Here is a 14,790-nt window from a genome sequence, read left to right as displayed (position 1 = left end):
GTCGTGGGAGGGGGCGGGGGAAGGGGAAGGAACGGGCGGGGGTCAGGCGGCCGACCGGTGCTCCGTCTCGGGTTCTGCCGCGAGCTGTTCGATCAGCTGCCGGCCGCTCGTACCGGGGACCGGGAAGAAGACGGTCAGCCGCAGGCCCAGGCGCGCGGTGAAGTCCAGGGTGGTGCGCTTGAGGGAGATCGGCCCGGTGAGCGGGTGCTGGAGGATGTCGACCCCGCAGGCGTCCTCCCGGACGTCCAGGGCGAACCAGTGGTCCGCGAATTCCGGGCTCTCGGCGCACAGCCGCTCGATTCCGGCGGCGAGCAGCGGGTCTCCGGGGTATTGGGCCGCGTGGGAGCGGAATCGGGCGACCAGAGTGGGCGCCTCCTGTTCCCAGGAGGGGTATGCGTCACGCGTTTTCGGGTGGAGGAAGAAGTCCCGCAGGATGTTTCCGGTGCCGCCGTCCATCGCGAGGAGTTCACGGGCCGACCGGTTGGCGACCGTGATGTCCCAGACCCGGTCCGTGATGTAGGCGGGGCTGGGCGACCAGTTGTCGACATAGGGCTGCAGGACCGCCGCGTCGGGCTTGGCCGGGGCCGCGTTCTGGTCGGGCCGCAGATCCGCCAGCCGCCAGACGTACTGGCGCTGCGTGTAATCCAGGTTGAGGACGCGGGAAATCGATCCCAGCACCTCCGCGGAGACGTTTTCCGCCCGGCCCTGTTCGATCCACGTGTACCAGGAAACGCCCACCCCGGCGAGGAGGGCGACTTCTTCGCGGCGCAGTCCCGGCGTCCGCCGGACTCCGGCCACGGGGAGGCCCACTTCGGCCGGTGTGATCTCGGCGCGGCGGGCGATGAGGAACTTGCCCAGTTCTTTCAATTGCTGTGATTGGGACATGGCGAATGAATCCCCCGAGTGTGCGATTGGTCAGACGACGGTATCGACACCCGTGATCCAGACCACCCACCGAACGGACCACTCTGTCAGGTCTGGACCTCTTGACGGTTGGTCCAGACCTTTCTAATCTCACCGCAACACTGTGGTGAGCGTGCCATGACAAGCGTGCTCACGGGCGGCGCAGGTCCCACCCCCATGTGGCAGTCGGCCCCACGACTGCCGCGGACCTACGGAGGAGCACCCTTGAGCACAGCATCCCCACCCCGTACCGGGCGCACCCGGTTCTTCACCCGGGTCGCGGCGATCGTGGCCGCCCTGGCCGTGCCCGTCACCGGGCTCGTCGCACTGGCCGGCCCCGCGCAGGCCGCGACCTCCGCGACCGCGACGTACACCAAGGTCTCCGACTGGGGCACCGGCTTCGAGGGCAAGTGGACGGTGAAGAACACCGGCACCACCACCCTGACCAGCTGGACCGTGGAGTGGGACTACCCGGCGGGCACCACCGTCACCTCCGCCTGGGACGCCACCGTCACCAGCTCGGGCACCCACTGGACCGGCAAGAACGTCGGCTGGAACGGCACCCTCTCCCCCGGCGCCACCATCAGCTTCGGCTTCAACGGCGCCGGGCCCGGCGCCCCCAGCGGCTGCAAGGTCAACGGCGGCCCCTGCGACGGCACCACCCAGCCCGGTGACAACCCGCCCTCCGCCCCCGGCACCCCCACGGCCGGCGGCGTCACGGACACGGCCGTGACCCTGAGCTGGTCGGCCGCCACCGACGACAAGGGCGTCAAGAACTACGACGTCTACCGGGGCGGCGCCAAGATCGCGACGGTCACCGGCACCACCTACACCGACTCCGGCCTGACCAAGGGCACGACGTACGGCTACACGATCACCGCCCGCGACACCATCGACCAGACCGGCCCCTCCTCAGGCAGCCTGTCGGTGACCACCACGGGCGGCACCACCCAGCCCCCGGACCCGGGCGGCAAGGTCAAGCTCGGCTACTTCACCGAGTGGGGCGTCTACGGCCGCAACTACCACGTGAAGAACCTGGTCACCTCCGGCTCCGCCGCGAAGATCACCCACATCAACTACGCCTTCGGCAACGTCCAGAACGGCCAGTGCACCATCGGTGACGCCTACGCCGACTACGACAAGGCCTACACCGCCGACCAGAGCGTCGACGGCGTCGCCGACACCTGGGACCAGCCGCTGCGCGGCAACTTCAACCAGCTGCGCAAGCTCAAGGCCAAGTACCCGAACATCAAGGTCCTCTGGTCCTTCGGCGGATGGACCTGGTCGGGCGGCTTCGGCCAGGCCGCCGCGAACCCGGCCGCCTTCGCCCAGTCCTGCTACAACCTCGTCGAGGACCCGCGCTGGGCCGACGTCTTCGACGGCATCGACATCGACTGGGAGTACCCGAACGCCTGCGGCCTGTCCTGCGACACCAGCGGCGCCGCCGCGTTCAAGAACCTGATGTCGGCGCTGCGCACCAAGTTCGGCGGCTCCAACCTGGTCACCGCCGCGATCTCCGCCGACGGCTCCAACGGCGGCAAGCTCGACCTCGCCGACTACGCGGGCGCCGCCCAGTACGCCGACTTCTACAACGTCATGACCTACGACTTCTTCGGCGCCTGGGACGCCAAGGGCCCGACGGCCCCGCACTCCCCGCTCACCTCGTACGCGGGCATCCCGATCGCCGGCTTCAACTCCGAGGCCGCCATCACCAAGCTCAAGGGCAAGGGCATCCCCGGCTCCAAGCTCAACCTCGGCATCGGCTTCTACGGCCGCGGCTGGACCGGAGTCACCCAGGACGCCCCCGGCGGCACCGCCACCGGACCGGCGCAGGGCACCTACGAGCAGGGCATCGAGGACTACAAGGTCCTCAAGAGCAGCTGCCCGGCCACCGGCACCGTCGCCGGCACCGCCTACGCCAAGTGCGGCGCCAACTGGTGGAGCTACGACACCCCCGCCACCATCGCCGGGAAGATGACCTGGGCCAAGAACCAGGGCCTCAGGGGAGCCTTCTTCTGGGAGTTCAGCGGCGACACCGCCAACGGTGAACTCGCGAACGCGATCCACACCGCGCTCCGGTAACCCCACGTACGGAAGCCGGGGAGACGGGTCCGCCCCCGTCTCCCCGGCTTCCTCACGTCATCGCGCGACTACGCCACGTTGACCCTCTGCCCGGGGGGCGCCGCCTCCAGCCAGGCCAGGAAACCGGTCAGCGCGTCCTCGCTCATCGCCAGCTCCAGGCGCGTCCCCCGGTGGAGACAGCCGAGCACGACGGCGTCGGAGAGCAGGGCCAGCTCCTCCTCGCCCTCGGGGGCGCGGCGGGCGACGACCTCGATGGAGGCACGCTCCAGCAGCCGGCGCGGGCGGGGCGAGTAGCTGAAGACGCGGAACCAGTCGATGCGGTCACCGCTGTAGCGCGCGACCCCGTACACCCAGCCCTTGCCGGAGACGTCGGGCTCCTCGGCCACACCCCAGCGCATGCTGCAGTCGAAGGTGCCGCCGGAACGCTGGATCAGTCTGCGGCGCAGGCCGAAGACAAACAGCCCGATCACCACCAGGGCTACGACCAGGCCGCTCACAAGCAGAGCGAGGAGCATCTTCACCGACCTCCTCGCTCATCGAATACAGACGAAAAACAGACCTGCATCGCCTCAGCCGCGACCCGCTCCGAAAAATTCCGGACCGGACCGCGGCTGAGGTTTCACACTTTTGGTACGGCGCTCAGTGCCCCGCGACCGCGCGCAGACGCACTTCGGCGCGGCGCTCGGAGGCCGCATCGGCGTCCGACTTCGCGCGCTCCAGTGCCCGCTCCGCGCGCTGGACGTCAATCTCGTCCGCGAGCTCGGCGATCTCGGCCAGCAGGGACAGCTTGTTGTCCGCGAACGAGATGAAACCGCCGTGCACCGCGGCGACGACAGTGTTGCCCTCGCTGGTACGGATGGTCACAGGGCCCGATTCCAGCACACCGAGAAGCGGCTGGTGACCGGGCATGACGCCGATGTCGCCGGACGTGGTGCGGGCGACAACAAGGGTGGCCTCGCCGGACCAGACATTGCGGTCCGCCGCGACCAGCTCGACGTGCAGCTCAGCAGCCAAGGTGGCTCCTCGGGTCACCACCCGGCGGATCAGCCGGGTGTTGGGTCAAATTCTAATGGGCGTGGGGAGAGGGACGGGACACACCCGCCCCTCTCCGTCGAAACCTGCGAACCGGATGCGCTCCTCGCGGAGCGCGCCGGATCAGGAGACGCCCAGCTCCTTGGCGTTGGCCTTCAGGTCCTCGATGCCACCGCACATGAAGAACGCCTGCTCGGGGAAGTGGTCGTAGTCACCGTCGCAGATCGCGTTGAACGCGGTGATCGACTCGTCGAGCGGAACGTCCGAACCGTCCACACCGGTGAACTGCTTCGCCACGTGGGTGTTCTGCGACAGGAAGCGCTCGACACGACGGGCACGGTGGACAACGAGCTTGTCCTCCTCGCCCAGCTCGTCGATACCGAGGATCGCGATGATGTCCTGGAGGTCCTTGTACTTCTGCAGGATCCCCTTGACACGCATGGCGGCCGCGTAGTGGTCCGCCGCGATGTACCGCGGGTCGAGGATGCGGGACGTCGAGTCCAGCGGGTCCACGGCCGGGTAGATGCCCTTCTCGGAGATCGGACGGGAGAGAACCGTCGTCGCGTCGAGGTGGGCGAAGGTGGTCGCCGGCGCCGGGTCGGTCAGGTCGTCCGCGGGGACGTAGATCGCCTGCATCGAGGTGATCGAGTGACCACGGGTCGAGGTGATGCGCTCCTGGAGGAGACCCATCTCGTCGGCCAGGTTCGGCTGGTAACCCACCGCGGAGGGCATGCGGCCGAGCAGGGTCGACACCTCGGAACCCGCCTGGGTGTACCGGAAGATGTTGTCGATGAAGAAGAGCACGTCCTGCTTCTGAACATCGCGGAAGTACTCCGCCATGGTCAGACCGGCGAGCGCGACGCGAAGACGCGTGCCCGGCGGCTCGTCCATCTGGCCGAAGACAAGGGCGGTCTTGTCGATGACGCCCGAGTCACCCATCTCCTCGATGAGGTCGTTGCCCTCACGGGTACGCTCACCGACGCCCGCGAACACCGACACACCGTCGTGGTTGTTGGCGACGCGGTAGATCATTTCCTGGATCAGAACGGTCTTGCCGACACCGGCACCACCGAACAGACCGATCTTTCCACCCTTGACGTACGGGGTGAGAAGGTCGATGACCTTGACGCCGGTCTCGAACATCTCCGTCTTGGACTCGAGCTCGTCGAAGCTCGGGGCCTTGCGGTGGATGGGCCAGCGCTCGGTGACCTCGGCGTTCGCCTCGGGGTAGTTGAGCACCTCACCCAGGGTGTTGAACACCTTGCCCTTGGTGAAGTCGCCGACGGGGACGGTGATGCCCTCGCCCGTGTCGGTCACCGGGGCCTGGCGGACCAGACCGTCGGTGGGCTGCATCGAGATGGTGCGGACCAGGCCGTCACCCAGGTGCTGGGCGACCTCAAGGGTCAGCGTCTTGAGCGCGCCGTCCTCGGCCGGGTCGGCGACCTGGACCTTCAGCGCGTTGTAGATGTCGGGCATCGCGTCGACGGGGAACTCCACGTCGACGACCGGGCCGATGACCCGGGCGACGCGGCCCGTGGCGGCGGCCGTCTCAACAGAGGTCGTCATTACTTGTCACTCCCCGCGGTCGCGTCGGCCATGGCGCTGGCGCCACCGACGATCTCGCTGATTTCCTGGGTGATTTCGGCCTGGCGGGCCGCGTTGGCAAGCCGGGAGAGGCTCTTGATGAGATCCCCGGCGTTGTCGGTGGCCGACTTCATCGCGCGGCGGCGGGCGGCGTGCTCGGAAGCGGCCGACTGCAGCAGTGCGTTGTAGATCCGGCTCTCGACGTAGCGCGGCAGAAGGGCGTCGAGGACGTCCTCCGCCGACGGCTCGAACTCGAACAGCGGAAGGATCTCGCCCTTCGCACCGTCCTCCTCCGCAGCCTTCTCAAGGCTGAGCGGCAGCATCCGGCCGTCCACCGCGTTCTGCGTCATCATCGACACGAATTCCGTGAAGACGATGTGCAGCTCGTCGACGCCACCCTCGGCCGTGTCCAGCTGGATGGCCTCGATCAGCGGCGCCGCGACGCGCTTGGCGTCGGCGTAGGTCGGGCTGTCGGTGAAGCCGGTCCACGAGTCCGTGACCTTGCGCTCACGGAAGCCGTAGTAGGCGACACCCTTGCGGCCGACGATGTAGCTGTCGACCTCCTTGCCCTCAGCCCGCAGCCGCTCGGTGAGCCGGTCCGCCTGCTTGATGGCGTTCGAGGAGTAGCCGCCGGCCAGACCGCGGTCGCTCGTGATGAGCACGATCGCGGCGCGGGTCGGCGCCTCGACCTCGGTGGTCAGGGCGTGCTTGGTGTTCGAACCGGTCGCCACCGCGGTCACCGCACGGGTGAGCTCGGTCGCGTACGGCATCGACGCCGCCACCTTGCGCTGCGCCTTGACGATGCGCGAGGCGGCGATCATCTCCATCGCCTTGGTGATCTTCTTGGTCGCCGTGATGGCACGGATGCGACGCTTGTAGACCCGGAGCTGCGCTCCCATGAGTCAGGTCCCTTCCGTCGTCACTTGGAGACGTTGACGGCCGGAACGTCCTCGCCCAGGAGCTTTCCGTCCGAGGTCTCGAACTGCCGCTTGAAGGCGGCGATGGCGTCCGCGATCGAACCCAGGGTGTCGTCCGACATCTTGCCGCCGTCGGCGATGGAGGTCAGGAGGTCCTTGCGCTCGCGGCGCAGGTGCTCCAGCAGCTCCGACTCGAAGCGACGGATGTCGGCGACCGGGACGTCGTCCATCTTGCCGGTGGTGCCGGCCCAGACGGAGACGACCTGCTCCTCGACGGGCATCGGCTGGTACTGGCCCTGCTTCAGCAGCTCGACCATGCGCTTGCCGCGCTCCAGCGAGGCCTTCGACGCGGCGTCCAGGTCGGAACCGAAGGCGGCGAACGCCTCCAGCTCGCGGTACTGGGCCAGGTCGACGCGGAGACGACCCGAAACCTGCTTCATGGCCTTGTGCTGGGCGGAGCCACCGACGCGGGAGACCGAGATACCGACGTTCAGCGCCGGGCGCTGGCCCGCGTTGAACAGGTCGGACTCCAGGAAGCACTGGCCGTCGGTGATGGAGATGACGTTGGTCGGGATGAACGCCGACACGTCGTTCGCCTTGGTCTCGACGATCGGCAGACCGGTCATCGAACCGGCACCCATCTCGTCGGAGAGCTTCGCGCAGCGCTCCAGCAGGCGGGAGTGCAGGTAGAAGACGTCACCCGGGTAGGCCTCACGGCCCGGCGGGCGGCGCAGCAGCAGCGACACGGCGCGGTAGGCGTCGGCCTGCTTCGACAGGTCGTCGAAGATGATCAGGACGTGCTTGCCGGCGTACATCCAGTGCTGGCCGATGGCGGAACCGGTGTACGGCGCCAGGTACTTGAAGCCGGCCGGGTCGGACGCCGGGGCGGCGACGATCGTCGTGTACTCGAGCGCGCCGGCCTCTTCCAGGGCGCCGCGAACGGACGCGATGGTCGAGCCCTTCTGGCCGATGGCGACGTAGATGCAGCGGACCTGCTTGTTCACGTCGCCGGAGCGCCAGTTGTCACGCTGGTTGATGATCGTGTCGACGGCCAGAGCGGTCTTACCCGTCTGACGGTCGCCGATGATCAGCTGACGCTGGCCGCGGCCGATCGGCACCATCGCGTCGACGGCCTTGTAGCCGGTCTGCATGGGCTCGTGCACCGACTTGCGGACCATGACGCCCGGGGCCTGCAGCTCGAGGGCGCGGCGGCCCTCGGTCGCGATCTCGCCGAGGCCGTCGATCGGGTTGCCGAGCGGGTCGACAACGCGGCCGAGGTAGCCCTCGCCGACACCTACGGAGAGAACCTCACCGGTGCGCTGCACCGGCTGGCCCTCCTCGATACCGCTGAACTCGCCGAGGACGATCGCACCGATCTCGCGCTCCTCGAGGTTGAGGGCGAGACCGAGGGTGCCGTCCTCGAACTTCAGCAGCTCGTTCGCCATGGCGGAGGGCAGGCCCTCCACCTTCGCGATGCCGTCGCCGGCAACGCTGACCGTTCCGACCTCCTCGCGCGAGGCCGCGTCCGGCTGGTACGACTGGACAAAGTTCTCCAGTGCGTCCCGGATCTCCTCCGGCCGGATCGTGAGCTCCGCCATCTGGGTTCCCTGCTCTCCTTGTTGGGCCTGAAGCTTCTTAGGGGTCTGGGGGCGACCCCCAGGAATCTTCTGCAAGTTCTGCACGGCCCAACCGGGCCGCTAGGAATGCTTTGTTCTTTTGGTGGCTGGTCAGCCGGCCATGCGACGGGACGCCTCGGTGAGGCGCTCCGCGATGGTGCCGTCGATGACCTCGTCACCGACACGGACCACGATCCCGCCGAGGACCGTCGGGTCCACGTCGAGGTTCAGGTGCATGTGGCGGCCGTACAGCTTGGCCAGCACCGCACCGAGGCGCGCCTTCTGCACGTCGCTGAGCGGAACCGCGGTGGTCACGGTGGCGACCATGCGGTCACGGCGCTCGGCGGCGAGCTTGGAGAGGGACTCGAGTCCCGCTTCCAGGCTACGTCCACGCGGGTGCGAGACAAGCCGCGTCACCAGGCGCTCGGTGACGGCGTTCACCTTGCCGCCGAGCAGGCTGCGGAGCAGCTCGCTCTTGGCGGAGGCGGTGGCCGCCCGGTCGGTCAGCGCGGCACGCAGCTCGGTGTTCGAGGAGACGATCCGGCCGAAGCGGAAGATCTCGTCCTCGACGTCGTCGAGCGCGTCGGCGTGCTGGGCCGCCGTGAGGTCGGCGGTGGCCGCCAGCTCCTCCAGCGAGTCCACCAGGTCACGGGACTGCGACCAGCGGGACCGGGCCATGCCGGACACCAGGTCGAGGGTCTCCCCGCCCACCTGGCCGGACAGCAGTCGGCCCACCAGCTCGGCCTTGGCCTCACCGGACTGCGCCGGGTCCGTGATGACCCGACGCAGCGAGACCTCACGGTCGAGCAGCGCGGTGACGGCTGCCAGCTCACCGGCGAGCTTCGCCGCGTCGACGGACGTGTTGTCCGTCAGCGCGTCGAGACGCTCGCGCGCGGAGGCCAGCGCCTCGCGGCTCGCTCCGTTCATCGGGCCGCCTCGGCCTTCTCCTCAAGCTCGCTGAGGAAGCGGTCGATCGTGCGGCTCTGCCGGGCGTGGTCCTCAAGGGACTCGCCGACGAGCTTTCCGGCCAGGTCGGTGGCGAGCTTGCCCACGTCCTGACGCAGCGCCTGAGAGGCGGCCTTGCGGTCCGCCGCGATCTGGGCGTGGCCGGCAGCGATGATCTCCTCACGCTGCCGCTGGCCCTCTGCGCGCAGTTCTTCCTTGAGCGCAGTGCCCTGCTCCAGCGCTTCCTGGCGCAGGCGCGCGGCCTCGTGCCGGGCTTCGGCGAGCTGGGCCTTGTACTGCTCCAGGACGCTCTGGGCCTCGGTCTGAGCGGCTTCTGCCTTTTCGATACCGCCCTCGATCGCCGCGTGGCGCTCGTCCAGAACCTTGTTGATGTTCGGGAGGAGCTTCTTCGCGAGGAAACCGAAGACGATGACGAAGGCGATCAGACCGATGACGAGCTCGGGGATCGGCGGGACGAGGGGGTTACCCGGCTCCTCGGCCGCGAGAACCAGGAGGTTCACATCAGTGCCTTTCGTCGATTCGGACTAGTCGTGGAGTTCGTCTTAGTAGACGAACGGCATGACCAGACCGATGAGGGCGAGCGCCTCACAGAAGGCGAAGCCGAGGATCTGGTTGGCGCGGATCAGACCGGCAGCCTCGGGCTGACGGGCGAGAGCCTGCGTGCCGTTACCGAAGATGATGCCGACGCCGACACCCGGGCCGATGGCCGCGAGACCGTAACCAACGGAGCTGAGGGAACCGGTGACGCCTTCGGCGGCAGCGAGGATCTGGGACATGCCAGTTCTTCCTTCTCTTTCATGGACCGGTGGGGGTTGGCCACCGGACGATTCGGGGGTTTACGGAGCGAACTCGCTCAGTGGTGCTCGGCGAGCGCGCCCTGCAGGAAGCTGCAGGCCAGGAGCACGAAGACGTACGCCTGAACAGCCTGGATGAAGAGCTCGAACGCGGTCATCACGACGACCATGACGAACGAGACACCGGCGTAGGCGATGCCGATCCCGTTCAGCAGGTACCAGCTGGCGATGGTGAACAGCAGCAGCAGGGTGTGACCGGCGAACATGTTCGCGAACAGTCGGACCGCGTGGGTGAACGGGCGGACGATGACGTTCGAGAAGAACTCGATCACCATGACCATCGGCAGGATCGGGCCGAGGGACTTGTCGTAGCCCGTGAGGTTCTTGAAGCCGCCGACGAAGCCGTGACGCTTGAAGGTCACCGACATCCACATGACGTAGATGATCGCGGCGAGACCGGCCGGGTACGCGATGACCGCGGTCACCGGGAACTGGGCGAGCGGCACGATCGACCACAGGTTCATGATCCAGACGAAGAAGAACGTCGCGACCATGAAGGGGACGTACTTCTCGCCTTCCTTCTTGCCGAGCGTCTCGTAGACGATGCCGCGGCGTACGAAGTCGTAGCCGGCCTCGGCGACCATCTGAAGCTTGCCCGGGACGACCTTCGGCTTCCGGAACGCTGCCCAGAAGAAGCCGACGATGATGATCGAGCCCAGCAAGGCCAGCAGCATCGTCTTGTTGAAGTACAGGTTGCTGTCCGCGTCACCGAAGATCGGCTTGAACAGGAACGAGTACAGGGTCGGGCCCGGGAAGCCGCAGCCAGTGCCGTCTTCGAAGTGACAGTTCAATTCGAAGGCGAGCGTCATGTCAGCAGCACTCACCGCAGGGCTCCTTCAGCGTGGCGCATAGGTACGGCAACCTCGTTGTGTCGGCGCGGGCGAAGCCGCGGTTCGGCACTGGACTGGTGTTACGGATGGTGGGGCGGCAGTCAGGCATCGAGCCTCGCGATGGAACAGGCGTCAGCTCAGGTGCCCGCGCCCGCAGTGCCGCATATGGCACCGGACGATAGCAGGATCTCGAACGCCCACTTATCCCGGCCCTACCCTTCACGTCTTCGGCCCCGAATTTTCGGGCTTGTCGCCCTTCATCGAGTCCGGTTCCACGTAAAGGATCTTGGCCTTCATGTGAGCACGGGTCTGCGCGCCGATCCACACGAGGGTGGTGGCCACGAGCGTGATCGCGAACGCCTTGGGGTGGAACAGGGTGGTGTTCTTGAACGCGGCGAGAAAGACGAAGAGCAGCAGAATCTGGGCCGCGTAGAGCATGAGCCCCATGGCCTGGAAGAGATGCGGCAGTGATTTCGCCGTGCGCTGCAGAACGATGAATCCGGCGCCCATGAACAGGATCACCAGCAGCGTCGCAATGACAGCGCCGAGCGCCCCCTTGCCGCCGACCACGCCGGCACTGATCGCGGCGGCAACAGCGCCGGCGACCGCCGTGGGCACAGCAGCTTGCAGGAGGGATCGGACGTCGTTTGACCGCATGGCGGTTTGCTCCGCTTGTGGTGGTGGGGGCACGGGACTCGTACGGGACGAGCGTAAGCCCGGTCCGAGAGGGAACCTCGGGCCAATGGACCGTCGCACTACGGTCCTTCGGCTCTGTCGCCGGGTTTAGTGAACGGTATCACAAACTATTTGATGAGAGCTTTACCTGCTGGGTGTGCCGACTGTCACACATGAGAGTTAACCCGCGCGTGTGTGCACGACAGGGCGGCAGGTTGTCTGCTAAAGGGGCGTCATGTCGGACATGTGCGCCGGGCGTCAGCGTGCCGATCCGGCCTTACGCCGGTCGGGGAAGCGCGAACGGGGGCCTACCGCTGTCGCCCCGTTGACGCCGGAGACCCCCGCGGCGATCCGCCTGACGGGCTCCGGCTCGGTGCCCGACGCGTCCCGCGCGGCCGCCTCGGCCGCCGCCTCCGCGGCCCGTACGGCGTGCCGGTAGCGCGGCGGCACCAGCCCGTACGCCCAGCGCGGTGCGCGCGGGGTGAAGCGCGGCAGGAGCAGCAGGGTCAGGCCCACGGCACTCAGCGCGGCGATCGCCAGCACGATCCACATCGAGGCGGAATGCACCGAATAGGCCACCGTGCCGAAGGCGATGAGTCCTGACCAGAAGTACATGATGAGGACGGCACGGCTGTGCGAATGCCCGAGTTCCAGCAGCCGGTGGTGCAGGTGTCCGCGGTCCGCGGCGAAGGGCGACTGGCCCTTCCAGGTACGCCGGACGATGGCCAGGACCAGGTCCGCCATCGGGATCGCGATGACGGTCAGCGGCAGGATCAGCGGGATGTAGGCGGGGAGCATCGCGTGGGTCGCGTTGCGCTCACCGCCGGCGAAGAGGGCCAGGGCGTCCGGGTCCACCTGACCGGTGAGGGAGATCGCGGACGCGGCCAGCACCAGGCCGATGAGCATCGAGCCGGAGTCGCCCATGAAGATCCGGGCGGGGTGCATGTTGTGCGGCAGGAAGCCCAGGCACATGCCCATCAGGATCGCGGCGAAGAGGGTGGCGGGCGCGGCCGACTCGATGCCGTAGCCGAACCAGATCCGGTAGGCGTAGAGGAAGAGCGCGGTGGCAGCGATGCAGACCATGCCGGCGGCCAGGCCGTCCAGTCCGTCGACGAAGTTCACGGCGTTGATGGTGATCACGACGAGGGCGACGGTGAGGAGGTTGCCCTGCCACTGGGTGAGCGGGACCGTGCCGATGCCCGGGACGGGGATCCACAGGATGGTCAGACCCTGCATGACCATCACACCGGCGGAGATCATCTGCGCGCCGAGCTTGATCAGGGCGTCGAGCTCGAACTTGTCGTCGAGTACGCCCACCAGCCAGATCAGGGCGGCGCCGGAGAGCAATGCGCGCGGTTCGTTCGACAGCTCGAAGACGCCGTTGAGGTTCCGCAGGTGGTCGGCGACCAGCAGGCCGGCGCACAGTCCGCCGAACATCGCGATGCCGCCGAGCCGCGGCGTGGGCTCGCGGTGCACGTCGCGGGCGCGGATCTCCGGCATGGCCCCGGCCGCGATCGCGAACTTCCGCACGGGCCCGGTCAGCAGGTAGGTCACCGCGACCGTGACGCAAAGCGTCAGCAGATATTCACGCACGGGCTGCCCCAGATGTATCGCCGGCCATCTCAGCCCCACACATTAGCTGCGATGTCCCCTCCCCCGAGGACGCGAGGGTGCCGCATCCCGGTTCCAGTACGCCCTTCTTATCCCGTTTAGGCCCCGTAAGGGGGAAATCCCTGCGTCAGCTCGTTGACCTCCGTACGTGTCTTCGCGGCGTCCCCGTGTAGTGCGGCGGCGAACAGCCCGGCGATCCGGAGCATCTCCGGCTCCCCCATCCCCTGGGTGGTCACGGCCGCGGTGCCGAGACGGATGCCGCGCTGGTCCCCGTACGGGAGGGCGCAGGTGTCGAGCACGATGCCGGCGGCGGCGAGCCGGCCGCGGGCGGTCGGGCCGTCGACGCCGAGCGGTGCCGGGTCGGCGGTGATCAGGTGCGTGTCCGTCCCGCCGGTGGTGATGGTGAAGCCGTACCCCTCCAGTGCCTCGGCGAGCACCCGGGCGTGCGCGACGACCCGGTGGGCGTACGTGGTGAAGGCGGGCCCGGCAGCCTCGCCGAACGCCACGGCCTTGGCGGCGATGGTGTGCATCTGGGCGCCGCCCTGGGTGAAGGGGAACACCGCCCGGTCGATGCGCTCGGCGAACTCGGCGCCGCACAGGACCATCCCGCCGCGCGGGCCGCGCAGCACCTTGTGGGTGGTCGCGCAGACGACGTCGGCGTACGGGACGGGGCTGGGGGCCGCTCCGCCCGCGACCAGTCCGATCGGGTGCGCGGCGTCGGCGATGAGGTAGGCGCCCACCTCGTCGGCGATCTCCCGGAAGGCCGAGTACTCGGGGTGCCGGGGGTAGGAGATGGATCCGCAGACGATCGCCTTGGGGCGGTGCGTTCGCGCCAGCTCCTGCACCTGGTGGTAGTCGATGAGCCCCGTCTCGGCGTCGACCCCGTAGCCCACGAAGTCGAACCAGCGGCCGGAGAAGTTCGCGGGCGAACCGTGCGTGAGGTGGCCGCCGTACGGGAGGCCCATCGCCAGCACGGTGTCCCCGGGGCGCAGCAGCGCCGCGTAGGCGGCGAGCACGGCGGAGGAACCGGAATGCGGCTGCACGTTGGCGTGCTCGGCCCCGAACAGTGCCTTGGCCCGCTCGACGGCGAGCCGCTCGGCCGTGTCCACGTACTCACAGCCGCCGTGGTAGCGGGCGCCGGGGTACCCCTCGGCGTACTTGTTGGAGAGCGGCGAGCCGAGTGCCGCGAGCACGGCGGGCGAGATGAAGTTCTCGGCGGCGATCAGCTGCAGCGTGGTCGCCTGCCGCGTCGCCTCACCGGCGAGTACGTCGGCCATCTGCGGATCCTGCGCGCGCAGGAGGTCCGTCGGCTCGGTGATGACGCTCATGGCATGCTCCCGCGCAGTGGGGTACCGGTACCAGCCACTGTAGGCCGGGGCCAGGCCCCGCGCCCCGCGGCGCCGCACCTGGGGGACGGCGGGGGCACATCCGGCCTCGCCGGCGTTTGAGGCGCGGGTCCGGGGCAGCGCCCCGGCCTCGGCCCCAGGGGGCCCTCCCGGGCGTCGGCCTCCGGCCGCCAGGTCAGCGGCGGGCCGTGACACCCGTCAGGGCCGTGACCACCGGGCCCAGCGCCTGATTGAGCACCTTCTCAACGCGCTCCTCGCACCGCTCGGCCCCAGGGGGGCCTCCCGGGCGTCGGCCTCCGGCCGCCAGGTCAGCGGCGGGCCGTGACACCCGTCAGGGCCGTGACCACCGGGCCCAGCGCCTGATTGAGCACCTT

The 14,790-nt window shown here is 68.5% G+C and carries 14 protein-coding genes; 1 reads left to right on the top strand and 13 read right to left on the bottom strand.

The window, feature by feature from the left end; all coding sequences use genetic code 11:
• Positions 1–42 precede the first annotated feature (42 nt).
• Positions 43–885 (bottom strand): helix-turn-helix domain-containing protein, encoded by an 843-nt coding sequence (locus ACFTXQ_RS13735; protein WP_382639843.1) that lies wholly within the window; start codon positions 883–885, stop codon positions 43–45.
• A 195-nt stretch (positions 886–1,080) separates the two neighbouring features.
• Here ACFTXQ_RS13735 and ACFTXQ_RS13730 point away from each other — a divergent pair, with 195 nt between their 5' ends.
• Positions 1,081–2,985, top strand: a complete 1,905-nt coding sequence (locus tag ACFTXQ_RS13730; RefSeq protein WP_382640118.1) for a glycosyl hydrolase family 18 protein — start codon at positions 1,081–1,083, stop codon at positions 2,983–2,985.
• 68 nt (positions 2,986–3,053) lie between these two features.
• Here the strand turns inward: ACFTXQ_RS13730 and ACFTXQ_RS13725 are convergent, their stop codons facing one another.
• The 12 genes from ACFTXQ_RS13725 to glyA all read right to left on the bottom strand — a co-directional run bounded on the left by ACFTXQ_RS13725 (position 3,054) and on the right by glyA (position 14,398).
• Positions 3,054–3,500 (bottom strand): DUF2550 domain-containing protein, encoded by a 447-nt coding sequence (locus ACFTXQ_RS13725; protein ID WP_382639840.1) that lies wholly within the window; start codon positions 3,498–3,500, stop codon positions 3,054–3,056.
• A gap of 124 nt (positions 3,501–3,624) precedes the next feature.
• A complete protein-coding gene (locus tag ACFTXQ_RS13720) occupies positions 3,625–3,999 on the bottom strand; it encodes a F0F1 ATP synthase subunit epsilon (protein ID WP_243631449.1) in 375 nt (124 codons plus the stop codon).
• 141 nt (positions 4,000–4,140) lie between these two features.
• The gene (gene atpD / locus ACFTXQ_RS13715; RefSeq protein WP_054224704.1) at positions 4,141–5,583 is read right to left on the bottom strand and encodes a F0F1 ATP synthase subunit beta; all 1,443 of its coding nucleotides are present in this window, start codon (positions 5,581–5,583) and stop codon (positions 4,141–4,143) included.
• A complete protein-coding gene (locus tag ACFTXQ_RS13710) occupies positions 5,583–6,500 on the bottom strand; it encodes a F0F1 ATP synthase subunit gamma (protein WP_382639836.1) in 918 nt (305 codons plus the stop codon). Before ACFTXQ_RS13710 ends, atpD begins: the two co-directional genes overlap by 1 nt.
• Before the next feature lie 20 nt (positions 6,501–6,520).
• Complete coding sequence (atpA, locus tag ACFTXQ_RS13705; RefSeq protein WP_030660299.1) at positions 6,521–8,116, bottom strand: F0F1 ATP synthase subunit alpha; 1,596 nt, start codon at positions 8,114–8,116, stop codon at positions 6,521–6,523.
• A 129-nt stretch (positions 8,117–8,245) separates the two neighbouring features.
• Positions 8,246–9,061: a F0F1 ATP synthase subunit delta gene (locus ACFTXQ_RS13700; protein WP_382639833.1), complete on the bottom strand. Its 816-nt coding sequence runs from the start codon at positions 9,059–9,061 to the stop codon at positions 8,246–8,248.
• Positions 9,058–9,600 carry a F0F1 ATP synthase subunit B gene (locus ACFTXQ_RS13695; RefSeq protein ID WP_362392985.1) on the bottom strand — a complete coding sequence of 181 codons (543 nt, stop codon included), beginning with the start codon at positions 9,598–9,600 and terminating at the stop codon, positions 9,058–9,060. Before ACFTXQ_RS13695 ends, ACFTXQ_RS13700 begins: the two co-directional genes overlap by 4 nt.
• Before the next feature lie 42 nt (positions 9,601–9,642).
• The gene (atpE, locus tag ACFTXQ_RS13690; RefSeq protein WP_030857147.1) at positions 9,643–9,876 is read right to left on the bottom strand and encodes an ATP synthase F0 subunit C; all 234 of its coding nucleotides are present in this window, start codon (positions 9,874–9,876) and stop codon (positions 9,643–9,645) included.
• 77 nt (positions 9,877–9,953) lie between these two features.
• Positions 9,954–10,763 (bottom strand): F0F1 ATP synthase subunit A, encoded by an 810-nt coding sequence (atpB, locus tag ACFTXQ_RS13685; RefSeq protein ID WP_382640116.1) that lies wholly within the window; start codon positions 10,761–10,763, stop codon positions 9,954–9,956.
• A gap of 240 nt (positions 10,764–11,003) precedes the next feature.
• The gene (locus tag ACFTXQ_RS13680; protein WP_382639828.1) at positions 11,004–11,441 is read right to left on the bottom strand and encodes a hypothetical protein; all 438 of its coding nucleotides are present in this window, start codon (positions 11,439–11,441) and stop codon (positions 11,004–11,006) included.
• A 276-nt stretch (positions 11,442–11,717) separates the two neighbouring features.
• The gene (locus ACFTXQ_RS13675; protein WP_382640113.1) at positions 11,718–13,064 is read right to left on the bottom strand and encodes an MraY family glycosyltransferase; all 1,347 of its coding nucleotides are present in this window, start codon (positions 13,062–13,064) and stop codon (positions 11,718–11,720) included.
• Between the two features lie 104 nt (positions 13,065–13,168).
• On the bottom strand, positions 13,169–14,398 hold the full coding sequence (gene glyA / locus ACFTXQ_RS13670; protein ID WP_382639825.1) for a serine hydroxymethyltransferase: 1,230 nt from the start codon (positions 14,396–14,398) through the stop codon (positions 13,169–13,171).
• Positions 14,399–14,790 lie beyond the last annotated feature (392 nt).

The organism is Streptomyces sp. NPDC057010, from assembly GCF_042673805.1.
Taxonomy (GTDB): Bacteria; Actinomycetota; Actinomycetes; order Streptomycetales; family Streptomycetaceae; genus Streptomyces.
This window is presented reverse-complemented; position numbering and strand designations above follow the sequence as displayed.

What these genes read in the sequence shown, in the direction of transcription:
- atpE (WP_030857147.1), bottom strand. Translation starts at nt 9,876, where the DNA reads ATGTCCCAGATCCTCGCTGCCGCCGAAGGCGTCACCGGTTCCCTCAGC.
- ACFTXQ_RS13725 (WP_382639840.1), bottom strand. Translation starts at nt 3,500, where the DNA reads ATGCTCCTCGCTCTGCTTGTGAGCGGCCTGGTCGTAGCCCTGGTGGTG.
- ACFTXQ_RS13710 (WP_382639836.1), bottom strand. Translation starts at nt 6,500, where the DNA reads ATGGGAGCGCAGCTCCGGGTCTACAAGCGTCGCATCCGTGCCATCACG.
- atpD (WP_054224704.1), bottom strand. Translation starts at nt 5,583, where the DNA reads ATGACGACCTCTGTTGAGACGGCCGCCGCCACGGGCCGCGTCGCCCGG.
- ACFTXQ_RS13730 (WP_382640118.1), top strand. Translation starts at nt 1,081, where the DNA reads ATGTGGCAGTCGGCCCCACGACTGCCGCGGACCTACGGAGGAGCACCC.
- glyA (WP_382639825.1), bottom strand. Translation starts at nt 14,398, where the DNA reads ATGAGCGTCATCACCGAGCCGACGGACCTCCTGCGCGCGCAGGATCCG.
- atpB (WP_382640116.1), bottom strand. Translation starts at nt 10,763, where the DNA reads ATGACGCTCGCCTTCGAATTGAACTGTCACTTCGAAGACGGCACTGGC.
- ACFTXQ_RS13700 (WP_382639833.1), bottom strand. Translation starts at nt 9,061, where the DNA reads ATGAACGGAGCGAGCCGCGAGGCGCTGGCCTCCGCGCGCGAGCGTCTC.
- atpA (WP_030660299.1), bottom strand. Translation starts at nt 8,116, where the DNA reads ATGGCGGAGCTCACGATCCGGCCGGAGGAGATCCGGGACGCACTGGAG.
- ACFTXQ_RS13680 (WP_382639828.1), bottom strand. Translation starts at nt 11,441, where the DNA reads ATGCGGTCAAACGACGTCCGATCCCTCCTGCAAGCTGCTGTGCCCACG.
- ACFTXQ_RS13735 (WP_382639843.1), bottom strand. Translation starts at nt 885, where the DNA reads ATGTCCCAATCACAGCAATTGAAAGAACTGGGCAAGTTCCTCATCGCC.